Source organism: Burkholderia sp. 8Y (assembly GCF_902506145.1).
Classification (GTDB): domain Bacteria; phylum Pseudomonadota; class Gammaproteobacteria; order Burkholderiales; family Burkholderiaceae; genus Caballeronia.
Genome location: NZ_LR733520.1, coordinates 1,656,394 through 1,679,431, shown reverse-complemented (window position 1 = coordinate 1,679,431; position 23,038 = coordinate 1,656,394). Strand labels below are relative to the sequence as shown.

Sequence of the window (23,038 nt, the reverse complement as noted above, 5' to 3'; positions counted from 1 at the left end):
CGTGGCCTTCGTCTTTCTTAAGCCGTCAAACGCGCATGCCGCGCTCGGCCAGTTGCCGCTGCAACGTCGGCCACATTTTCGCTACCGCTTCCTCGCCCGCGAGAATCGCCGCGTTGCGCTGGCTGAAGTCGCTGCTGCTCATCGCGTTGAGGTTCGGGCGGATGACGGCGTTCGCGTATTTGTCGAGCTCGTACGCCTTGATCGACTGGCCCATGATCGTGAAGGTCTGCATCAGGACGTCGAACGAACTTTGCGTGAGCGCCGTTTCGGGCCGCGCCGAGATATCCACCGCGATCACGAAATCCGCGCCCATCTTGTGCGCGAACGCGGCGGGCACCGGGCTCACGAGGCCGCCATCGACATATTCGTGATCGCCGATTTTCACCGGCTCGAAGATCGATGGCACGCTGCACGACGCCCGCACCGCCACGCCCGTATTGCCGCGCTGAAAGAGAATCGGCTGACCGGTCTTCAGATCGGTCGCGACGATGCCGAGCGGCTTCGCCATCTTTTCGATCGGCCGGTTGTCGAGCGTCTTGTTCAGGAAGTTTTGAAGCGCCACGCCTTGCAGGATGCCGCGCGTGCGAAAGGGCATCGCCCAGTCGCTGATGGAGGCTTCGTCCATCGTCAGCGCGAGCTTGTTCATCGCGATACCGGTCATGCCCGACGCGTACAGCGCCGCGATAACCGAGCCCGCGCTCGTGCCCGCGACGAGATCGACGCGCACGTTGCGCGCTTCGAGTGCCTTGATCACGCCGATGTGCGCGAAGCCGCGCGCCGCGCCGCCGCCGAGCGCGAGGCCGATTCGCGCGGGGCGTTGTGAATCCGTGTTGGGCGTGTTCACGACGGGTGCGCCGCGACCGGCGATGCCGCCGGTCGTGCTGGTGCAGGCGGCCAGAACGGACGACGCCGCCGCGAGCGAAAATGCGCGGCGCGAAATGCGAGGTTCGCGGCGTGAGCAGGGTGACGATGAATTCAAGTGAGACTCCAGCGATGCGGCAAATGCACGATTGCGTGCGCGTTCCAGGGTGCGTCGAAAAACGGCGCGCACATCATAAAACAAATGGCGGCCGGTCAGGCGTCAGGCGGGCGGCGGGTATAATTTCGCCTCATTCAGCCGGCCTTTGCCGCGTGCGCGCCAGTCCGCGCGACGAGCGCAGTACCGCCGGCAACCGCTTTCGTGCAAGAGCCAACGGCGCTCCTCGCGCCGCCCGTTCGCCTCTTCGCTCCTTCGCCTGGCCGCTCCTTCGCGCCGGGCGAGCGCAATCATCGAGTACATCGAGAACACAGCAATGACCCAAGTCCGTACACGCTTTGCCCCAAGCCCGACCGGCTTCATCCATCTCGGCAATATCCGCTCCGCGCTCTATCCGTGGGCGTTCGCGCGCAAGATGAAAGGGACCTTCGTGCTGCGCATCGAGGACACGGACGTCGAGCGGTCGACGGAGGCATCGGTCGACGCGATTCTGGAAGGCATGGCGTGGCTTGGCCTCGATTTCGACGAAGGTCCGTTCTATCAGATGCAGCGCATGGACCGTTACCGCGAAGTCGTCGGCCAGATGATGGAGAAGGGCCTCGCGTATCACTGCTACATGTCGACGGAAGAACTCGATGCGCTGCGCGAGCGCCAGCGCGCCGCCGGTGAAAAGCCGCGCTACGACGGCACGTGGCGTCCGGAACCGGGCAAGACGCTGCCGCCGGTTCCCGAAGGCGTGAAGCCGGTCGTGCGCTTCCGCAATCCGCTCACGGGTGTCGTCGCGTGGGACGACGCGGTGAAGGGCAGAATCGAGATTTCGAACGAAGAGCTCGACGATCTCGTGATCGCGCGCCCCGACGGCACGCCGACGTACAACTTCTGCGTGGTCGTCGACGATCTCGACATGAAGATCACGCATGTGATTCGCGGCGACGATCACGTGAACAACACGCCGCGGCAAATCAACATTCTTCGCGCGCTCGGCGGCGAAACGCCGGTCTACGCGCATCTGCCGACCGTGCTGAACGAGCAGGGCGAGAAGATGAGCAAGCGCCACGGCGCGATGGCGGTAATGGGTTATCGCGACGCGGGCTACCTGCCGGAAGCGGTCGTCAACTATCTGGCCCGGCTCGGCTGGTCGCACGGCGATGCCGAGATTTTTTCGCGCGAGCAGTTCATCGAATGGTTCGATCTGGAGCATCTCGGCAAGTCGCCCGCGCAATACGACCACGACAAGCTGAACTGGCTGAACGCGCATTACATCAAGGAAGCCGACAACGCGCGGCTCGCCGAGCTGACGCGGCCGTTCCTGCTGCAAGCGAGTATCGACGCGGCGGCGATCGACAACGGCGCACCGCTCGACCAGGTCGTCGGGCTGCTGAAGGACCGCGCATCGACGGTGAAGGACATCGCCGACAACGCCGCGATGTTCTATCGCGAGCCGGCCATCGACGCCGACGCCTACGCGCAGCATGTGACCGACGCGGTGAGGCCAGCCATCGCGGATCTGCGCGCAGGGCTCGAACAAGCACAGTGGAACAAGGAAGGCATTTCGGCGGCATTGAAGGCAGCGCTCGCCGCGCACAAGCTCAAAATGCCGCAGCTCGCGATGCCGGTGCGTCTGCTGGTTGCGGGCACGACGCATACGCCGTCCATCGACATCGTGCTGATGCTCTTCGGTCGTGAAACGGTGCTGCGTCGGCTGGAGAAAGCAGGCGCTTGAGGGGGAGCCGCGCGCGGAGGACGGGCTGAACGTGCTTTGCGCGCGTTTTTCGAAAAAGAGAGTGAAAAAATTTCGGTTCTATCAGCAGAAGGTATTTACAACTTCGAAAACGGCCTATAGAATCTCGTTTCTGTTCTGCAAGGGGGTATAGCTCAGCTGGGAGAGCGCTTGCATGGCATGCAAGAGGTCAGCGGTTCGATCCCGCTTACCTCCACCAAGAACAGGTGAAGTGATTGCGAGGTGGTTCTCCGGATTTCGGAAGTCGCAAAAAATACTTCACAAGCTACACGAAGTTGTTTAGAATTTCGGTCTCGCTGATTTGAAGCACTTAATCAGCAAGTCAAGCAGTAATGACAGAATCACAAGTTTCTGTCCCCTTCGTCTAGAGGCCTAGGACATCACCCTTTCACGGTGAGTACAGGGGTTCGAATCCCCTAGGGGACGCCAGAATATCGGCGGCTGCTAGAAACGCGCTGCTGGTTTCATGAGGTGACTAGAGCCTCGTGAAGCAAGGAAAAGCTGGAGCGGTAGTTCAGTTGGTTAGAATACCGGCCTGTCACGCCGGGGGTCGCGGGTTCGAGCCCCGTCCGCTCCGCCAACGTCTTGCGAGCAGGAACACTCCGGCTGATCAGCCGGTTTTTTTTCGCCGCAGGATTGCAGGAAGTACGTTGTCCCCTTCGTCTAGAGGCCTAGGACATCACCCTTTCACGGTGAGTACAGGGGTTCGAATCCCCTAGGGGACGCCAGAACATCGGCGGCTGCTATTAGAAAGCACTGCGCATTTTCGCGAGGGTTTGCCCTCGGGAATTGATGAAAGAACTGGAGCGGTAGTTCAGTTGGTTAGAATACCGGCCTGTCACGCCGGGGGTCGCGGGTTCGAGTCCCGTCCGCTCCGCCAGTTCGTTGTGAAAAAATCCAGTCTTCGGGCTGGATTTTTTTTTGCCTGTTTCCTGTGTTCGGCTGATCCGGTCCGTTCGCCCGCATCGCATTTTCCATTGCCAGCGGGCTCGCGCTGTCTTAGTGTTGAGGCACTGTCCCGTGCCTGCATGCGTGCGATGCTCGACCCGACCGAAGACCTCTCGCTCTACCAACTCCGCCAGGCGACGATGGCCGACTTCGCCTTCGCCGAAGCCCTCACGCACGACAACATGGTGGGCTATTACCGTCGCCACAATCTCGTCTGGCGCGGCGATCTGTTCCTGTCGAGCTGGCGGGAGTCCGAGAATTTCATCCTGCAGGCCGACGGCATGCCGATCGGCGTCATGCGCGTGACAGAAGAAGACAACTCGCTGCATATTCGCGACGTGCAGATCGCGCCGGGTTATCGGGGGCGCGGCGCCGGCACCTTTCTGCTGAACACCGCGCATCGCTGGGCGCGGGCGCGGGGGCTCGCGGAGTGCCAGTTGCGGGTTTTCGTCGATAACCCCGCCGCGCGTCTCTATGTGCGTCTCGGGTATCGTCCCGCCGGGCCCCGGCTCGCCCAGCTCGGCGCGATCCGCCACATGGTCCGGCGCGTCTGATTCGGTCCGCCGTGCTTAGCGTTCGTCGGCGTCGCGCTCGTCGCTGGCGTCGCGCGCGAAAAACGCACGCGGGCTCTCGCCGAAGGCGCGGCGAAACATCGCCGAAAACGCGCTTTGACTCTGATATCCCAATTCCCGCGCGACCTGTGCGAGCGGCCGGCCCTGGCTCAGCAGCGGAATGGCGCGCGCCAGCACCGCTTGCTGGCGCCATTGCGAAAAGCTCACGCCGAGCTCGCGTCTGAAAAGGCGCGCGATGGTGCGCGTGCTTGCGCCGGCTTCGGACGACCAGCGTTCGAGGTCCGAGTGCGACGGGTCCGCGAGCACCGCGTCGCACAGCGCGCGCAGCCGCTTTTCGTTCGGCATCGGAACGGAGAGCGGCAGCGGCTGAGACCGCATGATTTCATCGAGCGCAAGGGTGCCGAGCAGGCGCTCGCGCTCACGCGTGATGGACGCTTCGTCCAGCGCCGCGATGACCTCGCGCAACAGGGGCGACACCTCCACCACGCGGCACGCCCCGAGCCCGCCCGGCACCACGCTCGCGTCGACGTAGAGCGTGCGCAGATAGGCATCCTCGACGATCAACACTTCGTGCGTGACGTTCGGCGGCACCCAGATGGCGCGAGAGGGCGGCACCATCCACGTCGAATCGGCGGTCGCCACGCGCAATACGCCGCGCGACGTGTAAGCCATCTGCGCCCACGGATGCGTATGCAACGCGATGCGCACGCCGGAAGGCACCGGCCGCGAGCGCACACGGATCGGATGATCGAGCGTCGGCGAGTGCTCGAGGGGAATGTCCAGATGTTCGACTTGCTCGTGATGCGGTCGGGGATCGGCGAACGTTGGCATGGTGGCTCGTTGCACGTGATGCGTAGCCATGATCCGCGATGTTAACCGAAGCCACACGCCAATCCGCTACCGCTGTTTTTGAGCAGCGATAATGCGCGCATAACGAACCATCAGCGAGAGGAGCGGCTTCTTCGATGCAATACGTCTTCGTGTACGGCACGCTGCGCGCGGGCGAGGTCAACGACATCAATCGCGCCGCGGAGCGCAGCGCCATGGCGACACCGCAATGGATCGGCACGGCGCATGTGCGCGGGCGGCTTTTCGATTTCGGCTCTTACCCTGGCCTCGTGCTGGACGAGGCGGGCGAGCCGGTGAAGGGCGACGTCTACCGGATCGAAGACTCGCTCGTTGCCGTACTGGACGAGATCGAGGAAGTGTATCCGGGCGTCGAGGGACTATTCCGTGCGCACCGGCTGCATGTGGAAGTTCAACTGGACGGCGAAGCGACGCATGTCGATTGCCTCATTTACCCGGTGGCCGCAGGCGCGGTGCAGGAATTGCCGCGTATCGAAGGCGGCGATTGGGTGGCGCATCGCGCAGGGCGCGGTTAAGCCTCGTGATGGACGATGAAACGCTCTCGAAGCGATCACGCCGTCATCGCGCGCTCATATCTCGCGATGACGGCGCAGCAGAACCGCCGAAGGCAGGTCAGCGACTTGAACCGCTTACTCGGCCGAGTGCTTCATCGACTTGCCGTGCGACTTCTTGTGATGGCCCGACTTCTGCGTCGTCGTCGATTGATCCATCTGCATGTTTTGCATGTTGGATTGCTGCGATTGCAGATTCTGCGCGCGCGATTCGATGTCAGCGATCCGTGCGGGATCGGTGCTCATCGTCACGCCTTGTTCGCTCTGCGCGTAGGCCGATGCGACCGCGCTCAGGGACAACAAAACAGCCAGGGACACTTTCTTCATTGTTACCTCCTAGTAGCAGTTGAACCCGGGAATCGCCTGTCCGATCCGGTGGGAAAGACGGTTACATCAGAGCAAGAATCGCTCCCGCCCGAACCTGCGCGCGTTTGAAACGCGAAGCGCGCAAGCCCGACAGGGCTCATCATAGGCTGAGATCAGGTCAGCGGTATGTCGGAAGACGATGCCGGCCCGGCCGTGTCAGCCGGAGCGGAATCATACCGGCGCGCACAGGTACTTTCCAGTCCTGATTATTTTGATATACGCCCGCTTCGCGCATCAGTACAGATGCAGCCAGCGCCACACGTGAAAGCGCGCGAGACCGACGACTTCGTGCAACGCGAGCTCGCTGTTCTCCAGGCTTCTAAAGCGCGGCAACACGGTCAGCCGATTCTCGCGCACGTCCGAGACATAAGGCTGCGGTTCGTAGCCGAATGCTTCGAAGGCACGGACCGAACGTCGCATGTGATACGCGGATGTGACCACGATCAACGCGTTGTCATGTGCATTGCCTAAGATGCGCATGACGTTTTGCGCGTTCTCGTATGTGTTGAGGCTCTTGTTTTCGCGGATCAGGTCAGCCGGCGCGACGCCTTGAGCCAGCACGTAGGGCGCGTAGTTGTCGGCTTCCGCCTGTCCGTGATGTTGAGGATCGCCGCCGCTCAGAATGAGGCGGCACGACGCGCCGCTCTCACGGCATTGCCGATACAGCCGCGCCGCGGCGGCGATGCGCGGCATCGAATCGCGTTTCGGGACGAGTTCGCCGTGACGCCGATCCGTGCCGCCGCCCATCAGCACGATGGTGGTTTTCGGCGCGAATGAGGGCATTATCGTCTTCTCATAACCGCGTTGCGCGATGTCGAGCATCGGCCTTGCGAGCCAACCGGTTCCAAAGCCCCAGGCGAGCAGGACGGTAACGATAACAATCGCCGCGCGGAGGCGCTTGCAAAATGCGAACAATGCAAAAAAAAGCAGCAATAAAGTAAATAGAACCAATTTAATTGGAGTAACGTATTGGTTTCAGGGCAATTTGCTCCGTCATCGCGTGGTCAGAGCGCATCGGCGGATGTCGCAGTAAAGCGCGTGATCAACGCGCTCTCAACGGGGGCTTTTAATAGAAAGCAGCACCTAGCGCAAGCGGCGACCAAACATTCAGGCGGCGAACGCTTAAATCGTTCGCTCGCGCGAAATTCGGCGCGCCGTGTTTAGTCGACGTCGCGGACCGTCTTGCGACCGTCACGAGCGTCGTCATGGCTGCACAGGAAGAAAAAACGAGATGACCACGTATTCCAACGAAGCGGTACTCGAAGCACTTCGCCGGGCGCAGTATCGTCAAGTTCCGTGGGCGAAACGCCCCAAGGGTTTCGACCATCTTCGCGCCCTCGGGCTGCTTGAACTCGCGCGGCAACGCACCGTCGCGCCGGCGCCGGGCTTTCACGCACCCGTCGATATCGCCGTCGTGACGGAGCGCGGAAAACAGGAATTCACGCGCCTTTCGCGCGACGAACGCTCCATCGACTGGGATTTACGCCGCACGGAACCGTACATTTTCGGCGGCCACGAAGCGGTGCTCGAAGCGAGGATCTGAAGGGATCGGACGAGGCGTCGGTATCGCGCGGATCGTCGGGCGCCGTCGTGGCAGGCAACGAGCGATTCCATGCGGTCGAAAAAAAGCCCGTATCCGAGGACACGGGCAGACCGGATTCCACTGTTGCCATGCTGTGCTCATGGCATAGGGTGTGACTGACGCCGCCGCGCCGGGTTCCGCGGCGATCGAGACTTGTTGTGCAGAGATGTCAGTGATGCGGCGCGCGTTCGTCGCGGTCGTTATCCGGCCGGGCGCGCACGTTACTGGCGATGTCGCCGCGCAGATCGCCGCGCGGCGCAGGCGGCGTGGCAGCGCGAGCACGCGCGGCGTCGGGCGGCGCAGGCGAGGCCGTCTTCGCGGTGAGACGCAGATCGGATGCAGGCGGCTGCGCGTGCGCAACGAACGCCACGCCGGCGAACCCCGCCAGAACGCCGTGCATGAGCCGTGTCGATACCTTCATGAGAGTGTCCTGAAGCCCTGATCGGACCTATTGGGTCACTCGTCACGCTAAGCCTCGATCCACAAAGGCGCTGTAAGTAATCGTAAAGAGTTGTATCGCGCAACGAATGGCGCGAGGTCGGCGAGGCTGCGCCGGGAGGATGAGGCCGAAGCCGGACGAGCCGGCTTCGGCATGCAACGGGCGCTCAGGCCATCTTGGCCGGCGCGCGCCACGATTCGGGATTGGTCCAGAAAGCGCCGCGCAGACGATCGCGGCTCGGCGGAGCGGGCGGCTTCACCGCGCTCGACCCAATACGCCCGCGCAACGACACTTCGCGGCCATTGCTCGCGAGACGCTTTACGATTTCCGCGAGCGTGCCGTCGGCTTGCCATTCGTCGAAACGACGGCGGCAGGTGGGCGGCGATGGATAACGGCCCGGCAGCTTGGACCACCCTTCGCCCGTCGACAACACCCACAGCACGGCGTTGACCACCGACCGCGCTTCGACGCGCGGCCGGCCGCGCCGCTCGCTGCGCGCGGGCTCCGAACAAAACAACGCCTCAACCAGCGCCCACTCGTTATCTCTCAAATCGTCGAACAGCACCATATGTCACCTCAGCGAAGCTAACCCCGGTGCGCTGCCCCGCGCCGCGCACTCTGGTCGAATTCGATGAACGAATCCAGGAAAGGCCGAAGCGGCTGCGGCAAACCGGGTTCCGATACGTCCGCTGTGACTTCGACCTCTGTGCGCAAAGAAATGCGAGAACCGTGCCATGCATGTTGCTAAATCCGGGAAACCCGCATGGCAGTAGGCTGACGCGATGCCAGCATGGCCCGTATCAGACCCGAAACCGATTGATTAAGAAATCGGGACAATCACCAATCCTGTGCAGCAGGCCCATCGCCCGTGCGTTTGCGTTCGAATGCTGCACCGCAGCGAAACTCCTTTGGTCGCCTATAATCGCGCATGAAACTCTTCTATTCATGAATCGCCTGAATGAACGCTTCTTTGAACGTGACCCTGCGCCAACTGCGCGTCTTCATCGAGGTATCGAGGCTGCGCAGCTTCAGCCGCGCTGGCGCGGAAATCGGGTTGACGCAATCGGCGGTCAGCCGCTCCGTGCGTGAGCTGGAGAGCGAAATCGGGCTCAAGCTGATCGACCGGACGACGCGCGAAGTTCAGCTGACGGATGTCGGCATGGACCTTGTGGGCACCGTGTCGCGCCTGCTCGCCGACCTCGACGAAGCTCTGCGCGAAGCGCGCGATCTGGGGCAGCAGCGTCGCGGGCGGGTGATTGTCGCGGCCAGTCCGACGGTCGCGTGCCGGCTGATGCCGCGCGTCATCGCATCGTGCTCGCGCCAGTTTCCGCTCGTCACGCTCAGCCTGCGCGACGACGTTCAGTCGGACGTGCTGCGCAAGGTGAAGTCGGGCGAAGTTGATTTCGGCGTGGTCATCGGCCCGTTTTCGGTCGACGATCTGCACGGCGAACCCGTGATGACCGATTCCTTCTGCCTCGTCGCGCGGCGGGATCACCCGCTCGCGCACGAGTGCGCCGCGCCGTGGGAGGCGCTCGCGGGCGAGCGGCTTGTCATGCTGGACTACGCATCGGGCAGTCGCCCGATCATCGATGCCGTCATGCAGCAGCACGGCGTCGACGCGCAGGTGGTTCAGGAACTCGGGCATTCGGCGACCGTGTTCGGGCTCGTCGAGGCGGGCGTCGGCGTCAGCGTCTTGCCGCGGCTCGCGCTGCCGTTGCCGGCGGATTCCTCGCTCGTCGCGCTGCCGCTCACGCCGCGCGCCGAACGCACGGTGGAACTCGTGCGGCGGCGGGATCGCTCGCTGTCTCCGGCGGCGCAGTCGGTGTGGTCGCTGATCGCGGGGCTGCCGCGACGCGCGGAAGACCTCTAGCGGGCGCGCGCGTTTCGACGCGTCATCTCGAATGCGCCGAGCTCGCGTTAGACTTCATTCTTTTCGACGGAGCGGGCGATGAGTGAATCGGAAGGCGCGGTAATCGCTGAATTGAGCGGCTTGACGGCGGCAAAGGCGCATGCGGACGGTGCGCCGAACGCGCGCGACGCCGTCCGGGCGTTGCGTCCCTCGCAGATTCGGGAAGTCGCGAACGCGGGCTTCGGCGTGCCGGACATGCTGCCGTTCTGGTTCGGCGAATCCGACCGGGTAACGCCCGAATTCATCCGCGACGCGGCGAGCCGCGCGCTCGCCGACGGCGCGACGTTCTACACGCACAATCTCGGCATCGCGCCGTTGCGCGAGGCGCTCGGGCGCTACGTCAGCGCGCTGCACGGCGCGACGCGCGCCGACAACATCGCGGTGACGAGTGCCGGCGTGAACGCGCTGATGCTGGCCGCACAGCTCGTCGTCGGAGTGGGCGATCGCGTGGTCGCCGTGACGCCGCTTTGGCCGAACCTCGTCGAGATTCCAAAGATTCTCGGCGCAACGGTCCAAACCGTCGCGCTGACTTACGGCCCGCATGGATGGACGCTCGATCTGGACCGGCTGCTCGCCGCGCTCACGCCATCCACGCGCATGCTGATGATCAATTCGCCGAACAACCCGACCGGCTGGACGATGACGCGCGACGAGCAGCGCGTCGTGCTCGAGCACTGCCGGCGTCACGGCATCTGGATCGTCGCGGACGAGGTCTACGAGCGCCTTTACTACGGGCCGGGCGGGAGCGTCGCGCCGTCCTTTCTGGACCTCGCCGACCGGGACGAACGCGTGATCGCGGTGAATTCGTTCTCGAAAGCGTGGCTCATGACCGGCTGGCGGCTCGGCTGGCTGGTCGCGCCGGCGCGGCTGATGGACGATCTGGGCAAGCTCGTCGAGTACAACACGTCGTGCGCGCCGTCGTTCGTGCAGCAGGCGGGCATCGTCGCGGTGCAAGGGGGCGAGTCGTTCACGCGATCGCTGGTCGCGGATCTGCGTGCGAGCCGCGATCATCTGGTGAACGCGCTTCAGGGCATCGACAGCGTCGACGTGCGCGCGCCCGACGGCGCGATGTACCTGTTCTTCTCGCTGCCGGGCGCCGCGCGCAGCCTGGAACTGTGCAAGGCGCTGGTGCGGGAAGCCGGCGTCGGGCTTGCGCCGGGCAGCGCGTTCGGCGCGGAAGGCGAAGGCTTCGTGCGCTGGTGCTACGCCTGCGATCCGGCGCGCCTCGACATGGGCGTCGAACGCCTGCGCCGCTTCTTGTCGACGCGCGGCGCGTAGGGCATCGAGAAGTGAGGCGGCAAGTGAGCAAAGCGGGGCGTGACCGATCACCTTTACGCCCCGGTTCTTTTTGCGTAATATGGCGCTCAGTCACGCGCTTTCGCCTAGGAAAGCGCCACCTCGTCCGGCTGAGATGGCCCGGCGTTCGCTCCCCGATCGCCCTTTGTCGCCTCTCCCCGGTGCGTGCTCCCAATCAATATGACCGATTACAATCGGGCGAGCGCGTCTTGAATCTCCGCGTCCAGCTTTATCGTACGCACCGCTTTGGTGACGTTCGAACTCGCTCAGGCTCGTTTTTGAACCGGATCATTGACCACACAGGGCTGACCCAAGCTGCATGAATACCCAAGAGGCGAAAATCGTCCTCGAGACTGCTTTGATCTGCGCGCAGGAACCGCTGCGGGTGAGTGAATTGCGCAAACTTTTCGCCGAGGACATTTCGGCCGATACGGTTCGCACGCTGCTCGAAGGACTCCAGGCTGATTGGTCGGGGCGCGGCGTCGAGCTGGTGGCGCTTGCGTCGGGGTGGCGGTTCCAGAGCAAGCCCGCCATGCGGACTTACCTTGACCGGCTGAATCCCGAAAAGCCGCCGAAATACTCGCGGGCTGTGCTCGAGACGCTGGCCATTATTGCTTATCGTCAGCCGGTAACGCGCGGTGATATCGAAGAGATTCGCGGCGTCACGGTAAACACGCAGGTGGTTAAACAGCTGGAAGATCGCGGATGGATCGAGGTGATCGGACATCGCGATGTGCCCGGCCGGCCCGCGCTGTATGCCACGACCAAGCAGTTCCTCGACGATCTGGGCCTGACCGCGCTCGACGAATTGCCCGCGCTGGACAACCCGTCGTCGCAGTTCGAAGCGGCGCTGCTCGCGCAGCATTCGATCGATTTCCCGGAAGGCGCGGCGGCCCAGCCGTCGTCTGCTAGCGACGGCGCGAACGAGACAACGGCCCTACCGGCTTCCGACGAAGCGGGCGCCTGCAATGCCGGGGCGGAGCAGGCGGCCGACGCCGCGACGCCGTACACGACGGATGCTCGGCCAAGCGAAGCATCCGAAGCCGGAACGCTTCGTGCGAACGAACAAATCGACGGCGGCGTGCTGACCCAAGTCCGCCTGAGGTCGGCAGTCGATGCATCTGATTCAGAAGAAACGCCTACGCTGGCCGACGCAGACGAGGTCAGCGCGCCGCGACCAGCGGCCGACGGCCCGCATCAAGAACACGGTGGGACGGACGCCCGCTCATCGAACGACGCCGATCTGAGCGACGCTGAACTGAACGACGGCGACTCGGACGAAGAACCGAAGGCGCGCCGCGCCTGACGCAATTGCATGGCCCCTGATTCAACCGGCTCTCGATAAAACATCACGTCGAAGACGACGAGCCGGACCGGTCAGCGGATATTTTTGACGCGCCCGCCAGGGTGCGCAATTCGACATTTGAGGTTGTTTTGACACACTCCCACGACAGCGATTCGCCCGAATCCGCGCGCCCTGTGCATGGCGCGGACGCCCATGAGTCGGCCGATGCCGGCGAACGCACGCGCACCGACGAAAGCGCCGACGGCGACGATCGTCCGCGTCGCGGCCTGCGCCGCGGGCCGCGTAGTCTGATCGCGCGACGCCGGGCTGTCGCCAAGACCAAGGGCCCCGAGGGCGCGCCCGCCGCGCCCGGCGTGGTCGCGGAAGCGCCGCCGGACGGCGTGGTCGCCGCGCAGGTGCGCATGCCGCGCAAGGACGCGGGCGCAAAAGCGCCGCGCAACGCCGCAGCCAAACGCGACACGGCGGACGGGAAGCAGGACGCCGCGCGGCAAGGCGGCCGCAAGCGTACGCGCCGCGACGAGGGCGAGCTTGCCGTGGAAGCCTCCGGCGAGGCTGCCGCGCCCGCGCCGCGCGAAGGCGCGCGTCGCAAGAATCCGCAGCAAAAGCGCGAAAGGCAGCCGGGCACCGGCCAGCGCAACGATGCCGGCCCGGCCACTGTCGAGAGCGCGGCTGCAGCCGCCGTCGACGACGTGTTCGCGTACGTCACGTCTCCGGCTTTCGACGCGGACAACGGTTCGGCGGGCGTGCGCGCCCCGATGCTGCGGCGTGGCCGCAACGCGCCGCAGCAAAAGCGCGTGCTGGAGCCGGACGACGACGCCCCGAAGCTCCACAAGGTGCTCGCAGACGCCGGCATGGGCTCGCGGCGCGACATGGAGGAGCTGATCATTGCCGGGCGCGTGTCGGTGAACGGCGAGCCCGCGCACATCGGGCAGCGCATCATGCCGACTGACCAGGTACGCATCAACGGCAAGCCGCTCAAGCGCAAGCTGGCAAGCAAGCCGCCGCGCATCCTGCTGTATCACAAACCGACCGGCGAGATCGTCAGTCATGCGGATCCCGAGGGTCGTCCGTCCGTATTCGACAAGCTGCCGTCGATGAAGACGGCGAAGTGGCTCGCGGTCGGCCGGCTCGACTTCAACACGGAAGGGCTTTTGCTGCTCACCACTTCCGGTGATCTGGCGAACCGGTTCATGCATCCGCGCTACAGCGTCGAGCGCGAATACGCGGTGCGTGTCGTCGGCCAGCTGTCCGAGGGGATGAAGCAGAAGCTGCTCAAAGGCGTCGAACTCGACGACGGTCCGGCGAATTTCCTGCGGATCCAGGATGGCGGCGGCGAAGGCACGAATCATTGGTATCACGTCGCGCTGGCCGAAGGCCGCAATCGCGAAGTGCGCCGCATGTTCGAGGCGGCCGGCCTGATGGTGAGCCGCCTGATCCGCACGCGCCACGGTCCGATCGCGTTGCCGCGCGGCCTCAAGCGCGGCCGCTGGGAAGAGCTCGAAGACAACGAGGTGCGCAGCCTGATGGCGGCTGTCGGCCTGAAGGCGCCGACGGCCGAGAAGGGCGGACGCAGCGCCGCGCCGCGTGTTCAGCCCGACCCGATGCAAACCTCAATGGGCTTCATCACGCGCGAACCGGTCCTCAGTTCGCACTCGCGCATGGCGCAGACGCCGGCTCGCGGTGGCCGGCGCGGCGGCGCGGGCGGGCTTCCCGGCGCGTTCGGGGCGAGCGGGCTCGGCGGCATGGGCGGCATGGGCGGGTTCGGCAATGCGGGCAACGCCGGTAATGCGGGCAACGCCGGCGGTCCGGGCCGGCGCGGCGGCCGTGAGGCGAACGGCAACCGCATCGGCAATGAGCCGAACGGCAATCGTGCGAACGGCGGCGGCGGCGGCCGGTCCGGGCAGCGCAACGCGCGTGGACAGGGCCCGCAAGGCGCGAACGGCCCGGCGAAGCGTCAGGCGAGCGGCAACGGCCCGCGCGGCAACCGTCAAGGCGGCGCGCAGCAAGGCGCGGGACAAGCCAAGGCCGGCACGGCCCGCAGCCCGCGCAACCGCACGCGCGGACGTTGAGCCGGCGTTGAAGAGGCGTTTTAGCCGGTCGCGGGTTCGCCTGCGTCCGACGGAGAAAGCCAGCTCGCACGGGCGTCGTCATAAAGCAAAAAAGCATGCGATTTGGCACGAAACGGGTCCGATCGCGCGCTTTACGTTTGCGTTCATCCTGAAAAATGGCTAAAATCACGAAGTCGCTGGGCACATAGTTTTTGCGCTGCCCGGGTGCGACCTCGGTTGAAAAAGATGGGCGTTGCGCCCATTTTTTTTTGGCTTTTTGGTTCGGCATCTCGGGAGCAGGGGTGCGCCCAGTCAAGGCGCTCGCCCGCAGGTGTTTCGCGGCGCGGGCGCGAAACACCTTGGAGTTACTGTGCAACTGACGGAACTGATTGAAACCACGGTCTCGAGCCTGGGCTACGAGCTTGTCGATCTCGAACGTTCGGGAGGCGGCATGCTGCGTATTTATATCGACCAGCCGGCCGGTATCGCCATCGAAGACTGCGAGAAAGTCACGCGTCAGCTTCAGTATGTGCTCGAAGTCGAGAACGTCGAGTACGACCGCCTCGAAGTGTCGTCGCCGGGGCTCGACCGCCCGCTCAAGAAGCTGGCCGACTTCGAGCGTTTCGCGGGGAGCGAAGCCGCTGTCACACTGAAAAAGCCGCTCGACGGGCGCAAGTCGTTCCGCGGCATTCTGCACGCCCCTGACGGCGACAAGATCGGATTGGAATTCGAAGGGAAGGACGGCGCCGCGATGCTCGATTTCACGCTCGCGGACCTCGATAAAGCACGTCTCGTCCCCAAAGTTGACTTTAGGAGCCGCAAACAATGAGTCGCGAAGTTTTGATGCTGGCGGATGCGCTGGCGCGCGAAAAGAACGTCAACAAGGACGTGGTGTACGCAGCTCTGGAGGCTGCGCTTGCTTCAGCAACGAAAAAGCTGTTCGAGGAAGATGTCGATATTCGCGTCGCGATCGACCGTGAAAGCGGCGAGCACGAGACGTTCCGCCGCTGGCGCGTGGTGCCGGACGAGGCCGGCCTTCAGGAGCCGGACCAGGAAATCCTGCTGTTCGAAGCGAAGGAGCAAAAGGCCGACGCGGAAGTGGACGACTACATCGAGGAACCCATTCCGTCGATCGAATTCGGCCGCATCGGTGCGCAGGCTGCCAAGCAGGTCATTCTGCAAAAGGTGCGCGACGCCGAGCGCGAGCAGATCCTGAACGACTTCCTCGAGCGCGGCGAAAAGATCATGACCGGCTCGGTCAAGCGCCTGGACAAGGGCAATTTCATCGTCGAATCGGGTCGCGTGGAAGCGTTGCTGCGCCGCGACCAGCTGATTCCGAAGGAAAATCTGCGCGTGGGCGACCGCGTGCGCGCGTACATCGCGAAGGTAGATCGCACCGCGCGCGGCCCGCAGATCGAATTGTCGCGCACCGCGCCGGAGTTTTTGATGAAGCTGTTCGAGCTCGAAGTGCCGGAAATCGAACAAGGGCTGCTGGAAATCAAGGCGGCCGCGCGCGATCCCGGCGTGCGTGCGAAAATCGGGGTGATCGCCTACGACAAGCGCATCGACCCGATCGGCACGTGCGTGGGCATCCGCGGTTCGCGCGTTCAGGCCGTGCGCAACGAGCTCGGTGGCGAGAACGTCGACATCGTGCTATGGTCGGAAGACCCCGCGCAGTTCGTGATCGGCGCCCTCGCGCCGGCAGCCGTCCAGTCGATCGTCGTCGATGAAGAAAAGCATTCGATGGACGTCGTCGTGGACGAGAGCGAACTCGCGGTCGCCATCGGCCGCAGCGGCCAGAACGTTCGACTCGCCAGCGAGCTCACCGGCTGGCAGATCAATATCATGACGCCGGACGAATCGGCGCTGAAGCAGAACGAAGAGCGCGGCAAGTTGCGCGACCTGTTCATGGCGCGTCTGGATGTGGACGAGGAAGTCGCTGACATCCTGATCGACGAAGGCTTCACGAGCCTCGAAGAAATCGCGTACGTGCCGCTCAACGAGATGCTCGAAATCGAAGCGTTCGACGAAGACACCGTGCACGAGCTGCGCAACCGGTCGCGCGACGCGCTGCTCACCCTGGCGATCGCCAACGAGGAGAAGGTCGAAGGCGTCGCGCTCGATCTGAAGAGCCTCGACGGCATGGACAACGAGCTGCTTGCAAAGCTCGCCGAGCATCAGGTTCAGACCCGCGATGACCTCGCGGAGTTGGCAGTGGATGAACTGGTCGAAATGACCGGTATGGAAGAGGATGCCGCTAAGGCGTTGATCATGAAAGCACGTGAACACTGGTTCCAGTGAGAAATGACCATGGCGCACTGAAATATCGCGGCCAGTTCGGCCGCATGACCCGATCTAACCGCAAGGACTGATCCTTGCATCAAGAGGAATGAATGGCGAGTAACAACGTAGCCCAATTTGCCGCGGAACTCAAAATGCCTGCGGGCGTGCTGCTCGAGCAGTTGCAGGCGGCTGGCGTCCAGAAAGCGAGCGCGAACGACGACCTGTCCGAGACGGACAAGGCGCGTCTGCTCGATCATTTGCGCAAGTCGCACGGGTCCGCCGATGCCGACAAGCGCAAGATCACTCTGACCCGCCGGCATACGTCGGAAATCAAGCAATCCGACGCAACGGGTAAGGCTCGCACCATTCAGGTCGAGGTGCGCAAGAAGCGTGTTTTCGTGAAGCGCGACGAGGCCGGCATCGAGCAGCCGGCAGAGACGCCGAATCAGGTCGAAGACGAAGTCGACGAGGCCGAACTGCAGCGCCGCGAGGAAGAAGCGCGCCGTGCAGCCGAGCAACTCGAGCGTGAAGAGCGCGAGTTGAAGGAGCGGCAGGCGCGTCTCGAGCAGGAAGAGGCCGAGCGCCGCGCCCGCGAGGAAGCAGCGGAAGCCGAGCGTCGCCGTCAGGAAGCGGAAGCCGCGCGCCGTGCGCACGCCGCCGCGCAGGCAGCCGAGATTTCGCGCGCCGCACAGGCCGCGCGTCAGGAAGCACGCGCGCCGGTCACGACTGAGGTCAAGCCCGAAGTCAAGCAAGAGAAGCAGGACGATAGCGCCCAGCGCGAAGCCGCCGAGAAGGCAGCCGAAGAAAAGGCGGCGAGCGAACGCGCCGCCCAGCGCGAAGCCGCGAAGAAGGCGGAAGACGCCGCCCGCGAAGCCACCGAAAAGGCGCGTCTCGAACAGGAAGCCATCGCGAAGCGCCGTGCGGCGGCGGAAGCCGAAGCGCGGGCCATTCGCGAAATGATGAACACGCCGCGCAAGGCGCAGGTGAAGGCGCCGGAACCGGCGCCCGCAGCCAAGCCGGCGGAAGCGGCCAAGGCCGCCGAAGCGAAGGGCACGCTGCACAAGCCGGCGAAGCCCGAGGGCGCGCAAGCCGCGCGTCCGGCGGTCGCTAAGAAGCCGGCTGGCGGCGCGGCAGCGCCCGCCACGGCAGCACCCGCCGGCGACAAGAAGAAGGCCGGCGGCAAGGGCGGCTGGCAGCAGGACGACGCATCGAAGCGCCGCAGCATCAAGACGCGCGGCGACACGAGCGGCGGCGTCGATCGCGGCTGGCGCGGCGGTCCGAAGGGACGTGGCAAGCATCAGGAACAGACGTCGTTCCAGGCCCCGACCGAGCCGATCATCCGTGAAGTGCACGTGCCGGAAACCATCTCGGTGGCGGACCTCGCGCACAAGATGTCGGTGAAGGCTTCGGAAGTCATCAAGGTGATGATGAAGCTCGGCCAGATGGTCACGATCAACCAGGTGCTGGACCAGGAAACGGCGATGATTGTCGTCGAGGAACTCGGCCACCGCGCGGTCGCGGCGAAGCTGGACGATCCCGAGGCGCTCCTCATCGAAGGCGAAGCCGCCGAGGAAACGGCAGAGCGTCTGCCGCGTCCTCCGGTCGTCACCGTCATGGGTCACGTCGACCACGGCAAGACCTCGCTGCTCGACTACATCCGTCGCGCGAAAGTGGCGGCGGGCGAGGCGGGCGGCATCACGCAGCATATCGGCGCGTATCACGTCGAAACGCCGCGCGGCGTCATTACCTTCCTCGATACGCCGGGTCACGAGGCCTTCACGGCCATGCGTGCGCGCGGCGCGAAGGCAACGGACATCGTCATTCTGGTGGTTGCAGCCGACGACGGCGTGATGCCGCAGACGAAGGAAGCCATCGCTCACGCAAAGGCGGGCGGCGTGCCCATCGTCGTGGCGATCAACAAGATCGACAAGCCGGATGCCAATCCGGACCGCGTGAAGCAGGAACTCGTCGCGGAAGGCGTGGTGCCGGAAGAGTACGGCGGGGATTCGCCGTTCCTCGAGGTCTCGGCGAAGACCGGCAAGGGCATCGACGATCTGCTGGAAAATGTATCGCTGCAGGCCGAAGTGATGGAACTGACCGCCCCGGTGGATGCCGGCGCGAAGGGCCTCGTGATCGAAGCGAAGCTCGACAAGGGCAAGGGTCCGGTCGCGACCATTCTGGTGCAGTCGGGCACGCTGAATCGCGGCGACGTGGTTCTAGCGGGCAGCGCCTACGGCCGTGTGCGCGCCATGCTGGACGAAACCGGCAAGCCGACCAAGACCGCGGGTCCGTCGATTCCGGTGGAAATTCAGGGTCTGTCGGAAGTGCCGGCGGCGGGCGAAGAAGTCATCGTGCTGCCGGACGAGCGCAAGGCGCGCGAAATCGCGCTGTTCCGTCAAGGCAAGTTCCGTGACGTGAAGCTCGCCAAGCAGCAGGCCGCGAAGCTCGAGAACATGCTGGAGCAGATGGGCGAAGGCGAAGTTCAGAACCTGCCGCTCATCGTCAAGGCGGACGTGCAGGGTTCGCAGGAAGCCCTCGTGCAATCGCTGCAGAAGCTCTCGACCGGGGAAGTGCGCGTGCAGATCGTGCACAGCGCGGTCGGCGCGATCAGCGAGTCGGACGTCAACCTGGCGACGGCGTCGAAGGCGGTCATCATCGGCTTCAACACGCGTGCGGATGCGCAAGCCCGCAAGCTGGCCGAATCGAACGGCATCGACATTCGCTACTACAACATCATCTACGACGCAGTGGATGAGGTGAAGGCGGCCATGTCCGGCATGCTCGCGCCGGAGAAGCGCGAGACGGTGACGGGTACGGTCGAGGTGCGTCAGGTCATTCGCGTGCCGAAGGTCGGTCTGATCGCGGGTTGTATGGTCACGGACGGTTTCGTGAAGCGCACGTCGTCGGTTCGCGTGATCCGCAACAACGTCGTGATTCACACCGGCGAGCTGGATTCGCTGAAGCGTTTCAAGGACGACGTCAAGGAAGTGCGTCAGGGCTTCGAGTGCGGTATCTCGATCAAGAACTTCAACGACATCGTCGAAGGCGATCAACTGGAAGTCTTCGAAGTGACGGAAGTGGCTCGCACGCTGTAATGCATTAGTACGCCGAGCCTGGAGGCGGCGCGGGCCTGACGGCTCGCTCCGCCTTTTTCTTTGGCGCGGCGAAAAGCAAGGGAAGGAACCAAGATCATGGCTAAAAGACGTACGTCCACGAATCGCAACGTGCAGATTGCGGACCAGATTCAGCGCGATCTGTCGGAACTGATGCGCGAAGTCAAAGACCCGCGCGTCGGCCTCGTTACGATGCAGAGTGTCGAACTCACGCCCGACTACGCGCACGCGAAGGTCTACTTCACGACGCTCACGGGCGACCCCAAGCAGACGGAGGAGGCGCTCAATCACGCGGCGGGTCATCTGCATAATCTGCTGTTCAAGCGCCTGCACATTCATACGGTGCCGACGCTGCATTTCCATTACGACAAGACGATCGAGAAGGCCGTCGAAATGTCGCGCCTGATCGACGAAGCCAATGCCACGCGCGCCAAAGACGACGAAGAAGGTGCGTGAGTGAAAGGCGGTCCGAAGATCCCGCGCCGCGCGCTCGACGGCGTATTGCTGCTGGACAAGCCGCTCGGCTTGTCGAGCAACGACGCGCTGATCAAGGCGAAGCGCCTCTACCTCGCGAAGAAGGCCGGTCACACGGGCACACTCGATCCGCTCGCAACCGGCCTTTTGCCGCTCTGTTTCGGCGAGGCGACGAAGTTCTCGCAAGACCTGCTCGAAGCGGACAAGACCTACGAAGCGACGATGCGTCTCGGCATCCGCACGACGACAGGCGATGCCGAAGGCGAGGCCGTCGAAAGGCGTGATGTCATGTGCGACGAAGCGGCCGTCGAAGACGCGATGCAGCGTTTCCTCGGCGACATCGTCCAGGTGCCGCCGATGTACTCCGCGCTCAAGCGCGACGGCAAGCCGCTCTACGAATACGCCCGCGCCGGACAGACGGTGGAGCGCGAGGGCCGACAGGTCACGATTCACGCGTTACAAATGATCGCCTGCGCGCTGCCGCTCGTGACGTTTCGCGTGACGTGCAGCAAGGGCACGTATGTGCGGACGCTGGCGGAAGACATTGGCGAGGCGCTCGGCTGTGGCGCGCATCTGACCGCGTTGCGCCGCACGGGAGTCGGCGCGCTGACGCTCGAAGGCGCGGTGACGCTGGATGCGTTAGCCGCTGCGGGCGAATCGGAGCGCGACCTGTGGCTGCGTCCGGTGGATGCGCTGTTGTCCACGTTCCCTGCCGTGCATCTGAACGACGATGCGATGCGGCGCTTCAGGCACGGTCAGCGGTTGCGTCTGGACGAACTGGGCGAAACCGCTTCCACTGGTCTCGCTTCAGAAACGCGCGTGCGTGTGTATGACGATGCCGGCAAGCTGCTCGGCGTCGCGCGGGCGGCCGAAGGCGTGCTTGCCCCGGAGCGGCTCGTGATGAGCGAGTCTTGACGGACCGCCGCGACCGCGTCCACAAAGAAAAAGGAGAGGCAAGCGCCCCTCCTTTTTCATTTCCGCCGACGCTCTCGGTTCAATGCGCCGCCGATGCCGCCGCCGCTGAATCGCCGCCGCCCGAGCGTTCGGGACGCGTGATCCAGATCAGCGCGATCAGCGCCACGAAAATCCCCGCCGAGATATAGAACATGTCGTTCACGCCGAGCTGCGCGGCCTGCTGCGTCGCCATGCTGTTGAAGAGGCCATAGGTCTGCTCCTTCGACATGCCGAGCGCACCCATCTGCTGCATGGAATTGATGAACGTCGGATTGTACGAGTTCGCCTGTTCGACCAACTGCGCGTGATGCACGATCGAGCGATGCTCCCACGCCGTCGAAAAGATCGACGTCCCGATGCCGCCGCACATGATCCGCACGAAGTTCGACAATCCCGACGCCGCCGGAATGCGATGCCCTGGCAAGCCGGACAGCGTGATCGACACGAGCGGAATGAAGAAGCCCGCCATGCCGATGCCCTGAATGAGCGTCGGCAGCGTCAGCGACCACGTATCGACGCCGGTCGTGTAGCGCGAGCGCATCCAGAAGCAGAGGGCGAACACGAGAAACGCGGCCGTCGCGATGCGCCGCGGGTCGGTGCGCGGCAGAAACTTGCCTGTGATCGGCGAAAGCAGAATGGCGAACACGCCGACCGGCGCCATCACCAGCCCGGCATTCGTTGCGGTATAGCCGATGTCCGTTTGCAGCCACAGCGGCAGCAGCACGAGGTTGCCGAAATAGAGCCCGTAGCCGATCGACAGCGCAATGGTGCCGCCCGTGAAGTTGCGCAACTCGAAGAGCGAAAGGTCGACGACCGGATGCTCCGCCGTCAGCTCCCACACGATGAAGAACGCGAACGAAATCACCGCGATCAGCCCCAGCACGACGATGGTCGTCGAATTGAACCAGTCGAGGTCCTTGCCCTTGTCCAGCATGACCTGCAGCGAGCCGACCCAGATCACGAGCAGCGCGAGGCCGACCGTGTCGATGGGCGCCTTGCGGATCGCTGAATCGCGGTCGCGGAAGATCGCGAACGTGGCGAGCGCCGCCGCGATCCCGACCGGAATGTTCACGTAGAAAATCCAGGGCCACGAGATGTTGTCGGAGATCCATCCGCCGAGCACCGGCCCCGCGACGGGCGCGATAAGCGTCGTCATCGACCACATCGAGAGCGCCATGGGTGCTTTCTCGCGCGGATAACTGGCAAGCAGCAGTGTCTGCGACAGCGGGATCATCGGGCCGGCGACCGCGCCTTGCAGCACGCGCGCGGCGAGCAGGAACGGCAGCGTCGGCGCGAGGCCGCACAGCCACGACGCGAGCACGAACAGGATGATCGAGCCGAGAAAGAGCCGCACCTGACCGAACCGCTGCGTGAGCCAGCCGGTGAGCGGCACCGAAATGGCGTTCGCCACCGCGAACGACGTGATGACCCACGTGCCCTGGTCGGATGAGACGCCCAGATCGCCGGAGATGGACGGAATCGAGACGTTCGCGATCGACGTGTCGAGCACGTTCATGAAGACCGCGAGCGACACGGCGATCGTCCCGATGACGAGCTTGCCGCCCGAGAGCGGCGGATGGACGACGTTAGCTTGAGACATGTGTTGGTTCCGC

The 23,038-nt window shown here is 64.2% G+C and carries 20 protein-coding genes and 5 tRNA genes; 18 read left to right on the top strand and 7 right to left on the bottom strand.

The features are described 5' to 3' along the window. Nucleotides 1-25: 25 nt before the first annotated feature. Entirely contained in the window at nt 26-991 is a 966-nt protein-coding gene (locus GV035_RS18370; protein ID WP_442859596.1) for a patatin-like phospholipase family protein, read from the bottom strand. Between the two features lie 301 nt (nt 992-1,292). Between GV035_RS18370 and gltX the strand changes: the two genes are divergently transcribed. The 7 genes from gltX (at nt 1,293) to GV035_RS18335 (ending at nt 4,219) form a co-directional block, all read left to right on the top strand. After that, nucleotides 1,293-2,699 carry a glutamate--tRNA ligase gene (gltX, locus tag GV035_RS18365; protein WP_159836419.1) on the top strand — a complete coding sequence of 469 codons (1,407 nt, stop codon included), beginning with the start codon at nt 1,293-1,295 and terminating at the stop codon, nt 2,697-2,699. A gap of 141 nt (nt 2,700-2,840) precedes the next feature. Next, nucleotides 2,841-2,916 (top strand) — tRNA-Ala (locus GV035_RS18360). Between the two features lie 154 nt (nt 2,917-3,070). Further along, a tRNA-Glu gene (locus tag GV035_RS18355) sits at nt 3,071-3,146 on the top strand. Between the two features lie 74 nt (nt 3,147-3,220). Further along, nucleotides 3,221-3,297: transfer RNA gene (locus tag GV035_RS18350), tRNA-Asp, on the top strand. A gap of 72 nt (nt 3,298-3,369) precedes the next feature. Further along, a tRNA-Glu gene (locus tag GV035_RS18345) sits at nt 3,370-3,445 on the top strand. 75 nt (nt 3,446-3,520) lie between these two features. Then, nucleotides 3,521-3,597 (top strand) — tRNA-Asp (locus GV035_RS18340). Nucleotides 3,598-3,754: 157 nt separating this feature from the next. After that, a complete protein-coding gene (locus GV035_RS18335) occupies nt 3,755-4,219 on the top strand; it encodes a GNAT family N-acetyltransferase (protein WP_159836418.1) in 465 nt (154 codons plus the stop codon). 15 nt (nt 4,220-4,234) lie between these two features. On the opposite strand, the gene GV035_RS18330 is transcribed toward GV035_RS18335, so the two are convergent. Beyond that, entirely contained in the window at nt 4,235-5,068 is an 834-nt protein-coding gene (locus tag GV035_RS18330) for an AraC family transcriptional regulator (protein ID WP_159836417.1), read from the bottom strand. Between the two features lie 134 nt (nt 5,069-5,202). On the opposite strand from GV035_RS18330, the gene GV035_RS18325 reads away from it, so the two are divergent. Beyond that, a complete protein-coding gene (locus GV035_RS18325; RefSeq protein WP_159836416.1) occupies nt 5,203-5,619 on the top strand; it encodes a gamma-glutamylcyclotransferase family protein in 417 nt (138 codons plus the stop codon). Between the two features lie 114 nt (nt 5,620-5,733). Here the strand turns inward: GV035_RS18325 and GV035_RS18320 are convergent, their stop codons facing one another. Beyond that, the gene (locus GV035_RS18320; RefSeq protein WP_159836415.1) at nt 5,734-5,982 is read right to left on the bottom strand and encodes a hypothetical protein; all 249 of its coding nucleotides are present in this window, start codon (nt 5,980-5,982) and stop codon (nt 5,734-5,736) included. Between the two features lie 273 nt (nt 5,983-6,255). After that, nucleotides 6,256-6,804 (bottom strand): YdcF family protein, encoded by a 549-nt coding sequence (locus GV035_RS18315; protein ID WP_236572655.1) that lies wholly within the window; start codon nt 6,802-6,804, stop codon nt 6,256-6,258. Nucleotides 6,805-7,252: 448 nt separating this feature from the next. On the opposite strand from GV035_RS18315, the gene GV035_RS18310 reads away from it, so the two are divergent. After that, nucleotides 7,253-7,564: a hypothetical protein gene (locus tag GV035_RS18310; protein WP_159836413.1), complete on the top strand. Its 312-nt coding sequence runs from the start codon at nt 7,253-7,255 to the stop codon at nt 7,562-7,564. Between the two features lie 208 nt (nt 7,565-7,772). On the opposite strand, the gene GV035_RS18305 is transcribed toward GV035_RS18310, so the two are convergent. Further along, nucleotides 7,773-8,024 carry a hypothetical protein gene (locus GV035_RS18305; protein WP_159836412.1) on the bottom strand — a complete coding sequence of 84 codons (252 nt, stop codon included), beginning with the start codon at nt 8,022-8,024 and terminating at the stop codon, nt 7,773-7,775. A 184-nt stretch (nt 8,025-8,208) separates the two neighbouring features. Continuing rightward, nucleotides 8,209-8,610: a transposase gene (locus GV035_RS18300; protein WP_159836411.1), complete on the bottom strand. Its 402-nt coding sequence runs from the start codon at nt 8,608-8,610 to the stop codon at nt 8,209-8,211. Nucleotides 8,611-9,012: 402 nt separating this feature from the next. On the opposite strand from GV035_RS18300, the gene GV035_RS18295 reads away from it, so the two are divergent. The 9 genes from GV035_RS18295 to truB all read left to right on the top strand — a co-directional run bounded on the left by GV035_RS18295 (nt 9,013) and on the right by truB (nt 21,386). Next, nucleotides 9,013-9,912 (top strand): LysR family transcriptional regulator, encoded by a 900-nt coding sequence (locus tag GV035_RS18295; protein ID WP_159838047.1) that lies wholly within the window; start codon nt 9,013-9,015, stop codon nt 9,910-9,912. Nucleotides 9,913-9,990: 78 nt separating this feature from the next. Continuing rightward, a complete protein-coding gene (locus GV035_RS18290; protein WP_159836410.1) occupies nt 9,991-11,229 on the top strand; it encodes a pyridoxal phosphate-dependent aminotransferase in 1,239 nt (412 codons plus the stop codon). 337 nt (nt 11,230-11,566) lie between these two features. Then, entirely contained in the window at nt 11,567-12,553 is a 987-nt protein-coding gene (gene scpB, locus GV035_RS29940) for an SMC-Scp complex subunit ScpB (RefSeq protein WP_159836409.1), read from the top strand. Between the two features lie 128 nt (nt 12,554-12,681). After that, entirely contained in the window at nt 12,682-14,622 is a 1,941-nt protein-coding gene (gene rluB / locus GV035_RS18280; RefSeq protein ID WP_159836408.1) for a 23S rRNA pseudouridine(2605) synthase RluB, read from the top strand. Between the two features lie 349 nt (nt 14,623-14,971). Then, nucleotides 14,972-15,430, top strand: a complete 459-nt coding sequence (gene rimP / locus GV035_RS18275; RefSeq protein WP_159836407.1) for a ribosome maturation factor RimP — start codon at nt 14,972-14,974, stop codon at nt 15,428-15,430. Further along, a complete protein-coding gene (gene nusA, locus GV035_RS18270) occupies nt 15,427-16,902 on the top strand; it encodes a transcription termination factor NusA (protein ID WP_159836406.1) in 1,476 nt (491 codons plus the stop codon). Before rimP ends, nusA begins: the two co-directional genes overlap by 4 nt. A 92-nt stretch (nt 16,903-16,994) precedes the next feature. Then, nucleotides 16,995-19,979, top strand: coding sequence for a translation initiation factor IF-2 (gene infB / locus GV035_RS18265; RefSeq protein ID WP_159836405.1), 2,985 nt, complete (start codon nt 16,995-16,997; stop codon nt 19,977-19,979). A 96-nt stretch (nt 19,980-20,075) separates the two neighbouring features. After that, nucleotides 20,076-20,453: a 30S ribosome-binding factor RbfA gene (gene rbfA / locus GV035_RS18260; RefSeq protein ID WP_159836404.1), complete on the top strand. Its 378-nt coding sequence runs from the start codon at nt 20,076-20,078 to the stop codon at nt 20,451-20,453. Then, nucleotides 20,454-21,386, top strand: a complete 933-nt coding sequence (gene truB / locus GV035_RS18255; RefSeq protein ID WP_159836403.1) for a tRNA pseudouridine(55) synthase TruB — start codon at nt 20,454-20,456, stop codon at nt 21,384-21,386. A 79-nt stretch (nt 21,387-21,465) separates the two neighbouring features. On the opposite strand, the gene GV035_RS18250 is transcribed toward truB, so the two are convergent. Further along, entirely contained in the window at nt 21,466-23,025 is a 1,560-nt protein-coding gene (locus GV035_RS18250) for a DHA2 family efflux MFS transporter permease subunit (RefSeq protein WP_159836402.1), read from the bottom strand. Nucleotides 23,026-23,038 lie beyond the last annotated feature (13 nt).

Bases quoted from the DNA above. Each gene is read 5' to 3' on its own strand.
- gltX (WP_159836419.1), top strand. From the start codon at position 1,293: ATGACCCAAGTCCGTACACGCTTTGCCCCAAGCCCGACCGGCTTCATC.
- GV035_RS18335 (WP_159836418.1), top strand. From the start codon at position 3,755: ATGCTCGACCCGACCGAAGACCTCTCGCTCTACCAACTCCGCCAGGCG.
- GV035_RS18330 (WP_159836417.1), bottom strand. From the start codon at position 5,068: ATGCCAACGTTCGCCGATCCCCGACCGCATCACGAGCAAGTCGAACAT.
- GV035_RS18325 (WP_159836416.1), top strand. From the start codon at position 5,203: ATGCAATACGTCTTCGTGTACGGCACGCTGCGCGCGGGCGAGGTCAAC.
- GV035_RS18320 (WP_159836415.1), bottom strand. From the start codon at position 5,982: ATGAAGAAAGTGTCCCTGGCTGTTTTGTTGTCCCTGAGCGCGGTCGCA.
- GV035_RS18315 (WP_236572655.1), bottom strand. From the start codon at position 6,804: ATGCCCTCATTCGCGCCGAAAACCACCATCGTGCTGATGGGCGGCGGC.
- GV035_RS18310 (WP_159836413.1), top strand. From the start codon at position 7,253: ATGACCACGTATTCCAACGAAGCGGTACTCGAAGCACTTCGCCGGGCG.
- GV035_RS18305 (WP_159836412.1), bottom strand. From the start codon at position 8,024: ATGAAGGTATCGACACGGCTCATGCACGGCGTTCTGGCGGGGTTCGCC.
- GV035_RS18300 (WP_159836411.1), bottom strand. From the start codon at position 8,610: ATGGTGCTGTTCGACGATTTGAGAGATAACGAGTGGGCGCTGGTTGAG.
- GV035_RS18290 (WP_159836410.1), top strand. From the start codon at position 9,991: ATGAGTGAATCGGAAGGCGCGGTAATCGCTGAATTGAGCGGCTTGACG.
- scpB (WP_159836409.1), top strand. From the start codon at position 11,567: ATGAATACCCAAGAGGCGAAAATCGTCCTCGAGACTGCTTTGATCTGC.
- nusA (WP_159836406.1), top strand. From the start codon at position 15,427: ATGAGTCGCGAAGTTTTGATGCTGGCGGATGCGCTGGCGCGCGAAAAG.
- infB (WP_159836405.1), top strand. From the start codon at position 16,995: ATGGCGAGTAACAACGTAGCCCAATTTGCCGCGGAACTCAAAATGCCT.
- rbfA (WP_159836404.1), top strand. From the start codon at position 20,076: ATGGCTAAAAGACGTACGTCCACGAATCGCAACGTGCAGATTGCGGAC.
- GV035_RS18250 (WP_159836402.1), bottom strand. From the start codon at position 23,025: ATGTCTCAAGCTAACGTCGTCCATCCGCCGCTCTCGGGCGGCAAGCTC.